Source organism: Pseudoselenomonas ruminantium (assembly GCF_900104055.1).
GTDB classification, from domain to species: domain Bacteria; phylum Bacillota; class Negativicutes; order Selenomonadales; family Selenomonadaceae; genus Selenomonas_A; species Selenomonas_A ruminantium_C.
Genome location: NZ_FNJQ01000059.1, coordinates 1 through 10,444, shown reverse-complemented (window position 1 = coordinate 10,444; position 10,444 = coordinate 1). Strand labels below are relative to the sequence as shown.

General features: G+C 52.4%; 14 protein-coding genes and 1 other annotated feature. All 14 genes read right to left on the bottom strand.

The genetic code is table 11. The annotated features are described in order from the left end of the window. The coding region (locus BLQ59_RS16245) for a hypothetical protein (RefSeq protein WP_218122922.1) at window positions 1-182 on the bottom strand (182 nt) is incomplete at its 3' end. Then, entirely contained in the window at window positions 179-865 is a 687-nt protein-coding gene (gene bioD, locus BLQ59_RS15160; protein ID WP_074573656.1) for a dethiobiotin synthase, read from the bottom strand. The genes BLQ59_RS16245 and bioD, both read right to left, overlap by 4 nt. Then, entirely contained in the window at window positions 862-1,452 is a 591-nt protein-coding gene (locus tag BLQ59_RS15155) for a biotin transporter BioY (RefSeq protein WP_074573655.1), read from the bottom strand. The genes bioD and BLQ59_RS15155 overlap by 4 nt, the downstream gene beginning before the upstream one ends. 27 nt (window positions 1,453-1,479) lie before the next feature. Beyond that, window positions 1,480-2,751 carry an aminotransferase class III-fold pyridoxal phosphate-dependent enzyme gene (locus tag BLQ59_RS15150; protein WP_074573654.1) on the bottom strand — a complete coding sequence of 424 codons (1,272 nt, stop codon included), beginning with the start codon at window positions 2,749-2,751 and terminating at the stop codon, window positions 1,480-1,482. Window positions 2,752-2,947: 196 nt separating this feature from the next. After that, window positions 2,948-3,106: a His/Gly/Thr/Pro-type tRNA ligase C-terminal domain-containing protein gene (locus BLQ59_RS16115; protein ID WP_176756834.1), complete on the bottom strand. Its 159-nt coding sequence runs from the start codon at window positions 3,104-3,106 to the stop codon at window positions 2,948-2,950. A 35-nt stretch (window positions 3,107-3,141) separates the two neighbouring features. Next, window positions 3,142-4,410: a nickel-dependent lactate racemase gene (larA, locus tag BLQ59_RS15145; protein ID WP_074573653.1), complete on the bottom strand. Its 1,269-nt coding sequence runs from the start codon at window positions 4,408-4,410 to the stop codon at window positions 3,142-3,144. Next, window positions 4,388-4,588 (bottom strand): hypothetical protein, encoded by a 201-nt coding sequence (locus BLQ59_RS15140; protein ID WP_074573652.1) that lies wholly within the window; start codon window positions 4,586-4,588, stop codon window positions 4,388-4,390. The genes larA and BLQ59_RS15140 overlap by 23 nt, the downstream gene beginning before the upstream one ends. Window positions 4,589-4,620: 32 nt before the next feature. Further along, on the bottom strand, window positions 4,621-5,517 hold the full coding sequence (locus BLQ59_RS15135) for a prephenate dehydrogenase (protein ID WP_074573651.1): 897 nt from the start codon (window positions 5,515-5,517) through the stop codon (window positions 4,621-4,623). After that, window positions 5,517-6,530: a 3-deoxy-7-phosphoheptulonate synthase gene (gene aroF / locus BLQ59_RS15130; protein WP_074573650.1), complete on the bottom strand. Its 1,014-nt coding sequence runs from the start codon at window positions 6,528-6,530 to the stop codon at window positions 5,517-5,519. The genes BLQ59_RS15135 and aroF overlap by 1 nt, the downstream gene beginning before the upstream one ends. Window positions 6,531-6,591: 61 nt before the next feature. Beyond that, window positions 6,592-6,834 (bottom strand) — a binding site (T-box leader). Between the two features lie 93 nt (window positions 6,835-6,927). Next, window positions 6,928-7,380, bottom strand: coding sequence for an N-acetyltransferase (locus BLQ59_RS15125; protein WP_074573649.1), 453 nt, complete (start codon window positions 7,378-7,380; stop codon window positions 6,928-6,930). A gap of 116 nt (window positions 7,381-7,496) precedes the next feature. After that, entirely contained in the window at window positions 7,497-8,129 is a 633-nt protein-coding gene (gene nth / locus BLQ59_RS15120) for an endonuclease III (protein WP_074573648.1), read from the bottom strand. 50 nt (window positions 8,130-8,179) lie between these two features. Then, window positions 8,180-9,541, bottom strand: coding sequence for a PFL family protein (locus BLQ59_RS15115; protein WP_074573647.1), 1,362 nt, complete (start codon window positions 9,539-9,541; stop codon window positions 8,180-8,182). A gap of 50 nt (window positions 9,542-9,591) precedes the next feature. Further along, window positions 9,592-9,861, bottom strand: coding sequence for an ACT domain-containing protein (locus tag BLQ59_RS15110; RefSeq protein ID WP_014424149.1), 270 nt, complete (start codon window positions 9,859-9,861; stop codon window positions 9,592-9,594). A gap of 294 nt (window positions 9,862-10,155) precedes the next feature. Continuing rightward, a complete protein-coding gene (locus tag BLQ59_RS16110) occupies window positions 10,156-10,344 on the bottom strand; it encodes a hypothetical protein (RefSeq protein ID WP_176756833.1) in 189 nt (62 codons plus the stop codon). Between the last annotated feature and the right edge of the window lie 100 nt (window positions 10,345-10,444).

The window sequence follows — 10,444 nt, the reverse complement described above, 5'->3', positions numbered from 1 at the left end:
TGAACATACGCGCCGCCGGCCTGCCCGGCGCAGGTAACTAAAATAGTACGCACTACTGCTGGCGGGTCATTTAGTGAAGTGGCGAAGAAGTATCCCCGCCTCCGCCCCACTACTTTGTAACAAACAGTGTTCAAGCACGCACCCACAAACTGCAATTTATATGTGCGGATTTCCCAATTCAATCGAACAATGCAGCCATTTCTTCCGCCGTAAGCCCGGTGATAACCTTATCCCCCTTGGCAATGCACCCCAGAACCGGCAGCCCGGTCATTTCCTCACACATGCGCCGGTTGTCCTCTTCCATCACATCCCCCTGATGAAAATTATTGAAGAGAATGCCCTTCAGAGGCAGTCCCTTTTGCTCCATATAAGCATGGGTAAGTACCACGCCGTTGATGGTTCCGAGCCCGGCGTCTGCCACCATGATGCTGGGCAGCTGCAAACTGCGAACGATATCTTCCAGCTGGATGCGCTCTTCATCATAGCCAATGGGGCAGGTAATGCCGCCGCTCCCCTCCACCACTACATAATCATGCTCCTGGCTGAGCGCTTGGAATTTTTCTTTCACCACAGCCATGCGCACCGGATTGCCTTCGATGCGTGACGCCAGGTGCGGAGATACCGCATGTTCATAAACATAAGGGCACATACTCTCAAGACTCTGGGAAATCCCGGCAAATTCCTTGACAAACAAGGCATCCCCGGGAATCAGCGTGCCATCCGGCCGGCGTTCATTGCCGCTCATGGCGGCCTTATAATAAGCCACATCCATACCGGCATCATGCAAGGTCTTTACGATAAGCCCTGCCACATAGGTCTTGCCTATCTCGGTTCCCGTACCCGTGACAAAAAGATTCCGGCTCATGCGCACACCTCCTTATGCAAGGCAGTGTGCTTTTCCTCAACTATCCAGACGCCGCTCCGATAGCAGCGCAGGCCGACACCCGCTGCCACCAGGCATAGCAGGAAATCTGGCGGCGCCTGCAGAATGCCGCAGTAGAATATAGCCGTCCAAAGAGGAATCGGCGCAACAATCACATAATTAGAAACCAGATAAAACCAGGCTATGCCAATCATGTAGACGATAACCATGCCGCCTACGTTAGCTAACACTAACCGCCCATAGGATACTGTCGTCCCACGGCGGGCATAGTAGCCACCAAACCAGGCCTGCAGAATAAAAGAGAGCAGATAGCCAAAGGTCGGCTGCAGCACATAGGCCGGGCCACCGCCGGAAGCAAAGACCGGCACGCCCAAAAGCCCCAGCAGCACATAAGCCGTTACCGCCACCGCTCCCAAGCGGGCACCGAGCACCAATCCTGCCAGTAATGTGAACAGGAATTGCAGCGTATAGACATCCGTTCCCACCGGAATGCGGATAAAGGTTCCCGTGGTAATCAGAGCAATAAACAAACCACATAGCACAATTTCACGAACCGTAAGATGTTTCATTGACATTTTCCTCCTAAGGACCACCGCTTACCCACGCCGGAACCATTCCTTCATGACCGCCAAGATATGGACAAGCTCATCATCCGTAAGAATATAGGGCACCATGGAATAAAGATAGTTCAGGAACGGCCGGGCAAAGACGCCCCGCTCATAGGCAAACTGCTGATAGCCTGCCAAAGTCTGAACATCATATACCTCAATGCAGGCGCAGCCACCCATAATGCGGACTTCACGGATACGCGGGTCGGTAAATCCCATGAGCTCACGGCGTGTAATCTCTTCGATATGCGCCACCCTTGCCATGACATCGAGCTCATCAAACAGTTCGATCGAGGCCTTGGCCGCGGCACAAGCCAAGGCATTTCCCATAAAGGTCGGACCATGCATCAGGGCTTTTTCCGGTGCATCGTCATAGAAAGCCGTAAATACCTTCTTGTTGGCCACAGTAACCGCGTGGCCGATATGACCGCCGGTAAGGCCCTTTCCCAATACCAAAATATCCGGCAGTACCACATCTGCCACAAAGCGATGGCCTGTCCGGCCAAAGCCTGTTGCCACCTCATCAAAAATCAACAATACGCCGTACTTATCGCAAAGCTCCCGCGCCCGCTTGAGGAAGGCTATATCGTACATCCGCATACCGCCCGCTCCCTGCAGCAGAGGCTCTACGATAAAGCAGTTCAGCTCATCCTGATAACGGGCAAAGGCTTCCTCCAGCGCAGCAATTTCGGTGGGAATATGGATAACATAGGGATTCTTGCCATAGACCTGCAGGACGAAATGATAGTCCTCATCATCCCCCACCGCCATAGTTTTGAAAGTGTCTCCATGATAGGCATGCTCCAAGGCCAGTACCTTAGTGCGCCGCACCTCCTGATTATCTACGCTGGTATCTCCATGATGAGCATGTTCCAGCGCCAATACCCGCTTATGTTTGGTCTCTCCCCGATTCACATAATACTGCAGGGCCATTTTCAGCGCGACTTCTACCGCCACACTGCCCGAATCGGAGAAAAAGCAGTAATCCAAATTCCCCGGTAGCCAGGCGGCCAGTTTTTCGGACAATTCCTGGGCGGGCTTATGGGTAAGCCCCCCCAGCATTACATGGGAAAATCTATTGGCCTGCTGGCAGATGGCTTCCGTAATCTTGGGCTGATGATAACCATAGATTACACTCCACCAGGAGGAAATCGAATCCAGCAGCTTCGCATCCTTTGTGTAAAGATAAGGCCCTTCTGCATCGACAATTTCGTAAGGTGCTTTCATGGTCTTCATCTGTTCGTAGGGGTACCAAATCATCGGCAGGACCTCCCTTTTGACTTCATAAATCTTTGCATCGTCATAGCTCCTTTCCCAATCATCACGGTTAACACGATACTCCTCTTCGCCCTTATTGTCAACCTGTATTCTATAATAAGTTAACCAATCTATGATAGATACGCACGAAAAAACAGGCCTGACATGTCAGGCCTGTTGCTTCTAGGCAATTACAGGATTAGAATTCTTCGCTCTTGCTGACAATCTTTTCCTGAACATATTTAATGAAGTCGTCAACCCTCATGGTCTCGCTGTCCTTCACGCCACGTTTGCGGACAGCTGCCGTACCGTCAGCCATTTCCTGGTCACCGTCAAGAGAAAAGCCACAAATTTCCATATAATTTTTTCCTGTCGATTTCCTACGCTTAGGGACTAGCGCACAATCACTGAGACTCCATCGGGAATCACGGAGACAGTTGCCTTTGGCCCCTTGATTGCTAAGGCACGCTGCATGGCCTCGGCAAAGGTTGACGCCTGCTCCATATGCATATTGAGAATCATCTGAGGATCACATTTATCCGTCACCATAATCACGGTGAACTTATCGAGAATTCTGGCCAGAATCTGGGCCTCCCACTGGTCGGGAGCCGTCTCATTGCGAGGCACCTTGGCAAAGCGCGCCAACAGCTCCCCTGGTGTCGCCACTTCCTTCAACTGACGGTAAAGGCTTTCGCCCCCATGACCATCCCGGCAGCCAGCTACCATGATGATAACCCCCTGTTCCTTGCAGTTTGCCTCCGCTGCCGTCATACCCTTGACCGCCTGATAAATATTCTGATCCAATGGATAACCGCCATTGGTGGTGACTACAATATCCGTGGGCTGCTTTTTGACCTCCGCCCGCTTAGCTACGAAGCGGCAGCCCGTCTCATGGGCTTTTTCCGAATCCCCCGCAAAGGCGGCGATGATTTCCTTTTCCGGGTTAATGGCCACATTGAGAATAAAGGCCAGCTTCGCCTGCTTAGCCGCATAGAGCATATCCTTGTGAATGGGATTGTTGGCCAAAATCCCCGTGCGGGCCTTGGGACTGGCGATGAACTCACTGCAATGATTGGCCATGACGGTAGTGCCGGAAGCAATTCCTGGCAAAATCGCCTTGCGCCCGCCGGAAAAGCCCGCAAAGAAATGAGGTTCAATAAAACCTTCCGCAATCAGCAAATCCGTGTCAATGGCCACACGATTTAACAGTAGCTTTCCTCCGGAGGGCAGCGTGCCTAAATCCGCCATTTCGTCATCAAAGGCATGGTGAATGACAATATGCTCCTTCTCCACAATCTGCTCACCGAACTTCTTTACCAGCTCCTCCCGAGTGGTAGGACGATGAAAGCCGGTGGCAATGAGTATCGTAATATCCACCGCCGGATTTGCCGCCCGAATGTGCTGCAAAAGAATCGGCATGGTGATATGACTGGGTACAGGCCTTGTATGATCACTAGTGATGATGACCATGCGCTTCTTTCCCTTGACCAGCTCTTCCAGCGAAGGACTGCCAATGGGATGCGCCAGGGCCTCCTCCACGATAGTCGCCTGATTTTCCCTTGCAGCCTGCTCCCCTTCCTCTGGCACCAGACTGCAGACGAAGTTTTCATCGGGAATATCCACTTCCAACTGCTGCATATCATAGGGAAGATTCATTTTCATGCACAATCAGCTCCATTTCTTTTTGACCTAGAATTATGTTTTTCTTCCACACCATGGCTTTCGTCTTCAAAAGCAAAACTCCTGCTTTCAACAGTAAATTTTTCTCTATTGAATAAAAATCAAATATTGCCCCCGAGCCAGCAGGATTCACAAAATAAAAGCTGCGACGAAAATGCATTCGTCACAGCCTTTCAATCTGCTTCTATTTCGTTAGTTCGTGTCAAATTTATGCGCAGCATCTTCGAGCAGGGCGTCACGGCGCTGCTTGCTGGCCATGAAGTAATCGTGGATAACCTGTCTGTCCTGATTTTCACAGGCGGTAATCACCTTGCCGATAATCTCCTGCAAGGTTTTGAGATTAGCCGCAATGGCCTTGCCGTTGGTCATGCAGATATCCGCCCACATATCCGCGTTGGAAGAAGCAATGCGGGTGGTATCCTTAAAGCCGCCGCCAATGAGCTTGATGCAGGACTCCATGTCACCGCCGGACTGATTAAGGAGCGTTACCAAAGCCGCTGCCGCCACATGGGGCACATGGCTGATAACAGAAGCACAGCGGTCGTGCTTAGCAATATCCAATGTAGTAAAATTGGCTCCCGTATGCTGCAGCACGCTCATAAGTTTATCATGAGCTTCCTGCGGCGCCCCTGTATCTTCCACAATCACATAAGCCTTGCCGACAAATAAGTCTTTTTTCGCCGCCGTCACACCGCTCTTTTCCCGTCCTGTCATGGGGTGCCCGGCGATATAGTAGATATCTGGCGGCAGAATCTTCTGCAGATGCTGCCAGATATACTGCTTGGTACTGCCCGCATCGGTCAGGATAGCGCCTTTCTTGAGGTACGGCAGGATCTTTTCCACCATAGGCACAATCTGCAGTACCGGCGGGCTCAGGAACACGATATCGGCATTGCCCACCACGGCTGCAATATCGGCGGAAGCAAAGTCCACTGCGCCGAGTTCCATGGCCTTGTCCATGGAGGCCTGCGTACGGCAGAGCCCCGTGATATAGATATCATCGCCCAGCTTATCCTTGAGGCAAAGCCCCAAGGAACCACCAATCAAGCCCACGCCGATGATGGCCAGCGTTAGTCTCTCCTCTGTCATTACACCGTACGCTCCATAACCGCAGCAATCTTGCCCAGATCTTCCATCAGACGGTTGAAGTTCTTCGGCGTCAGGCTCTGGTCGCCATCGGACAGGGCCACTTCCGGATGCGGATGGACCTCGATGATCAGGCCGTCACAACCGGCAGCCACAGCCGCACGGGCCATAGGCTGTACCATCTGCCAACGGCCCGTGCCGTGGCTCGGGTCAACGATGATGGGCAGATGGGACAGCTCCTTGACGGCAGCTACGGCGCTGAGATCAAGGGTGTTGCGGGTAAAGGTCTCATAAGTACGGATGCCGCGCTCACAGAGGATGACCCGCTCATTGCCGCCTGCCATGATGTATTCCGCCGCATTGAGCCATTCGCTGATGGTAGCAGACAGACCGCGCTTGAGCATGACCGGCTTATCGGCTTTGCCCAAAGCCTTCAAAAGCTGGAAATTCTGCATATTGCGGGCGCCCACCTGATAGATATCGGCATATTTGCCCACAAGCTCCATATCGTCCTTATCCACGATTTCCGTGACCACTTTGAGGCCTTCTTCATCGGCTACCTGACGCAGCATCTTGAGGCCGTCTTCAGCCAACCCCTGGAAATCATAGGGGCTCGTGCGGGGCTTGAATGCACCGCCGCGCAGGAACTGAGCACCGCCAGCCTTGACAGCTTTGGCCGCCTCCCGCAGCTGTTCCACGCTCTCCACGGAACAGGGGCCAGCCATGACCACGATCTGCTTGCCGCCGACTTTCACACCGTCCACGTCCACGATGGTATCTTCCGGGTGAAAATTACGGCTGACCAATTTATATTTTTCCGTGATGCGGACGGTTTTTTCCACGCCGTCCATCATGTTCATTTCCAGATTCGCAATTTTCTTCTTATCGCCAATAACGCCTACGATAGTTACTTCCTCGCCTTCCGATATATGTGTCCTCAAGCCGGCGGCTTCCACCTTCTTGACGACTTTCTCTAAATTTTCTTTTGTTGCATTGGGGCTCATTACGATAATCATGTCCATTCCTCCATAATAACACAATATAAAGAAAAAGTTCAAACAGAAAAAGCCCGCCCCTCACAGGGACGAGCTGTTATACCCGTGGTACCACCCTGCTTGCCAGTTGCAAGCCTCTCTTTTCGGATACATGCATATCCTAGCCTGTGATAACGGTGGCATTCCGGCGCGGCCTACTAAATCCAAACGATTTTTCAACCGGCTGCTCAGGAGTGTATTTCAAAGGTTCCATCTGCGGCGTTTCACCAGCCCGCCGCTCTCTGCAAGATTTCTGCCTCTTACTTCTCTCCGTCTTCGCATTTACTCTTGTTGCTTGATACTATATCAGTTTATTGCGATATTGTCAACCATCAAACGTTAAATTGTACAGTTTCTCCATCACGAGTGAACTTTTATTTCAAACTTTTATCATAGCGATCTCATCACAGTTGGGGAACTTGGGACAATCAATGCATTCCTTCCAAACCTTATGGGGCAGTTCTTCCTTATTGATGACCTCAAACCCCAGCGATTTGAAGAATTCCGGCTGATAGGTCAAGGTGAAATACTTTTCAATGCCTAAAGCCTCGCCATCTTCCAACAGGCGGCGCACTATCTCGGCGCCAATGCCCCGGCGGCGCTTGGCGGGCGACACCGCCATGGTGCGCACCTCTGCCAGCCTGTCCCAAATCACATGCAGGCCGCCCACGCCGGCCAGCGTACCATCATCATCAATGGCCACCACCATATCCCGCAGGGTTTCGTAAAGAGTATTGCGGGAACGGGCCAGCATCACGCCCTGCTCGGCGTAATCAGCTACCAGTTCATATATTGCCTCTACATCGGCAAATGTTGCCTTCCGATAAATCATGCTCTCATCTCACTTACTCTATATTAGGTGTTTCCACCTCATCCGAGCGCTTCGCGCCCACTGCCCGGGGAGTCCACCGGACTCCCGCGACTTTGTCGCCCCCTCAAGGGGAAGGCTTAAAATCCATTGCTAGGACAAACAGCAGATAATGGACACTGGTCGCATAGGGGCTTGCGCGCCTTGCAGATATTGCGACCGTGCCAGATCAGCCAGTGATGGGCCTCCGACCATTTATCCTTGGGGATGGCCTTCATCAGGCCCTGCTCCACGGCCAGGGGGGTATCCCCTATGGCTAGTTTCAGCCGGTTGGCTACACGGAATACATGGGTATCCACGGCGATGGCCGGTGCCCCAAAGCCCACGCTCATGACCACATTGGCTGTCTTGCGGCCCACGCCCGGTAATTCCTGCAGCTTCTGAAAATCAGCCGGCACCTCGCCGCCATATTGCTCACAGAGCATCTGACAGGTTGCCAGGATATTCTTGGCCTTATTGCGGAACAGGCCGCAATCCCGGATTTCTTCTTCGAGCGCCGCAAGCCCCATCTCCAAGATGGCCGCTGGCGTGGCAGCTTTCTGAAAGAGCCTGGCCGTGGTGACATTGACACGCTTATCGGTACACTGCGCCGACAGGATCACCGCAATCAAGAGTTCAAATGGATTGCGGAAAATCAGGGCTGGCTTGGTATCTTTGTAAACTTCCCCTAAAATGCGTATCTGCTCTTCCTTAATCTTCTTCGTAACGCGCATGATGCTCTCCTACATATAAAGCCTTCCCCTCTGGGGAAGGCCTGACTTCTTTAGTTCGTCAAACTCCGGATTGGCGCTGGAATGCGTCCGCCTCTGGCGATAAAGGCCGCGGAGCTGTACTGGTTGCGCACCGGTACAATCGGGCAGTAACCCAAAAGGCCGCCGAATTCTACCATATCCCCGACCTTCTTGCCCGGTACAGGAATCACACGCACAGCCGTGGTCTTGTTGTTGATCATGCCGATAGCCGCTTCGTCGGCGATGATGCCGGAAATCGTAGCGGCGCTCGTGTCGCCTTCAATGGCAATCATATCGAGACCTACGGAGCAGACACAGGTCATGGCTTCAAGTTTTTCCAGCGACAGGCTGCCCACCTTGATGGCGTTGATCATGCCTTCGTCCTCGCTGACGGGAATGAAAGCACCGGACAGGCCGCCGACATGGGAAGAAGCCATCAGGCCGCCCTTTTTCACGGCGTCATTCAAGAGGGCCAGGGCTGCCGTCGTGCCCGGCGCACCGCAGCTTTCAATGCCCATCTCTTCAATGATGCGGGCCACGCTGTCGCCTACGGCCGGCGTCGGTGCCAGCGACAGGTCGATGATGCCGAAAGGCACGCCGAGACGCTTGGATGCTTCACGGGCCACCAGCTGGCCTACGCGGGTGATCTTGAAGGCCGTCTTCTTGATGGTCTCAGCCACTTCGGTAAAATCGGCGCCCTTCTTGGCTTCCAGCGCATGCTTGACCACGCCTGGGCCGCTGACACCGACACTTACAACCTTGTCGGCTTCGCTGACACCATGGAAAGCACCGGCCATGAAGGGATTGTCACCAGGCGCATTGCAGAATACGACGAGCTTGGCACAGCCCAAAGCGTCATTATCGCGCGTGAGTTCAGCAGTGCGCTTGATGACCTCACCCATCTCCCGCACGCAGTCCATGTTGATACCGGTCTTGGTGGAACCAAGGTTTACCGAGGAGCAAACCACATCAGTCGTAGCCAGCGCCTGCGGAATGGAATTGATCAGGATGCGATCACCATTGGTGAAGCCTTTTTCCACGAGCGCGGAAAAACCGCCGATAAAGTTGACACCGATTTCCTTGGCTGCCTTGTCCATTGCTTCTGCCACCGGCACATAGGTATCCGTCTTGCAGGAGTCTGCGGCAATGGCAATCGGCGTTACCGAAACGCGCTTGTGGATGATGGGAATGCCGTATTCGGCTTCAATATCCTCACCGGTCTTGACGAGGAATTCCGCCGATTTGGTGATCTTGTCATACACATTGCGGCAGAACTGGTCAATATTGGGATGCGCGCAGTCCCGCAAGGAAATGCCCATGGTAATGGTACGCACGTCCAATTTGTTCTCGGTGATCATCTCATTTGTTTCAATGATATCGTCTATGCTAAACAAAAAACTTTCCTCCTAATGGTAAGCAATCGGCCAAACGGTCAACAGTCCAATCAAATATTGTGCATCACGTTGAAGATATCGGCATGCTGGGCCTTGATATCCACGTTGATTTCCTGACCGCTTTCCTTGAGTTTCTTCTGCAGATCCACCAGCTTGATCTTGCTGCTGCTGATTTCAGCAATCAGGATCATGTTGAAATAGCCATCGAGGATATTCTGATTGATAGACAGGATGTTGACATTGTTCTCGGCTAAGATCTGGCTGACCATAGCGATAATACCCACGCGGTCTTTGCCTACGACTGTTACTACAAGTTTCATTTACACATTTCTCCTTAATCATATAAACTCACTCGCCCATTGTGTAAACATAGAACAATGTGTCAACACAAATTAGCTTAAAAAAACTACTTTTCCATTATAACGCAGTTGGGCAAATTTTGCCATAGGCAAAATAGACAAATTGCAGTTTGTGGGTGCGAGATTGAACGCAATTGGTTACAGATTTGTGGGGCGGAGGCGGGGATACTTCTTCGCCGCTCCACTAAATGACCCGCCAGCATAAATACGGATTTTTTTAGCAAACTGCGCCGGGCAGGCCGGCGGCGCGTATGTTCAGCTCAGTTTCCAGTAACGCCTGTTTGCGGGCCAGCCTTCACTTCGTTCAGGCAGTCGTTCCGTCGGCGAATAAGCATCCCCGCCTCCACCCAAAGCTTCGTTTGTGTCTGCAGATATGTTCTGGCTGGAAGCCGCAATTACATCGATGTTCTTGTTACGGGAGCAACGGTTCGTGCTGATTGTCAATACCGTTTCTTGGGTTCACGGGGGAGTGCTTTTGCTGTGGGAGCGACAGTCTGAGCGTAAGCGAAGACCGGCCCGACGCAGGTAGTAACTAGAAAGCACG

Coding starts and splice junctions, on each gene's coding strand:
- BLQ59_RS15150 (WP_074573654.1), bottom strand. CDS start 2,751: ATGATTTGGTACCCCTACGAACAGATGAAGACCATGAAAGCACCTTAC.
- BLQ59_RS15155 (WP_074573655.1), bottom strand. CDS start 1,452: ATGAAACATCTTACGGTTCGTGAAATTGTGCTATGTGGTTTGTTTATT.
- aroF (WP_074573650.1), bottom strand. CDS start 6,530: ATGATTATCGTAATGAGCCCCAATGCAACAAAAGAAAATTTAGAGAAA.
- bioD (WP_074573656.1), bottom strand. CDS start 865: ATGAGCCGGAATCTTTTTGTCACGGGTACGGGAACCGAGATAGGCAAG.
- larA (WP_074573653.1), bottom strand. CDS start 4,410: ATGAAAATGAATCTTCCCTATGATATGCAGCAGTTGGAAGTGGATATT.
- BLQ59_RS15140 (WP_074573652.1), bottom strand. CDS start 4,588: ATGCATTTTCGTCGCAGCTTTTATTTTGTGAATCCTGCTGGCTCGGGG.
- BLQ59_RS15125 (WP_074573649.1), bottom strand. CDS start 7,380: ATGATTTATCGGAAGGCAACATTTGCCGATGTAGAGGCAATATATGAA.
- nth (WP_074573648.1), bottom strand. CDS start 8,129: ATGCGCGTTACGAAGAAGATTAAGGAAGAGCAGATACGCATTTTAGGG.
- BLQ59_RS15135 (WP_074573651.1), bottom strand. CDS start 5,517: ATGACAGAGGAGAGACTAACGCTGGCCATCATCGGCGTGGGCTTGATT.
- BLQ59_RS16115 (WP_176756834.1), bottom strand. CDS start 3,106: ATGGAAATTTGTGGCTTTTCTCTTGACGGTGACCAGGAAATGGCTGAC.
- BLQ59_RS15110 (WP_014424149.1), bottom strand. CDS start 9,861: ATGAAACTTGTAGTAACAGTCGTAGGCAAAGACCGCGTGGGTATTATC.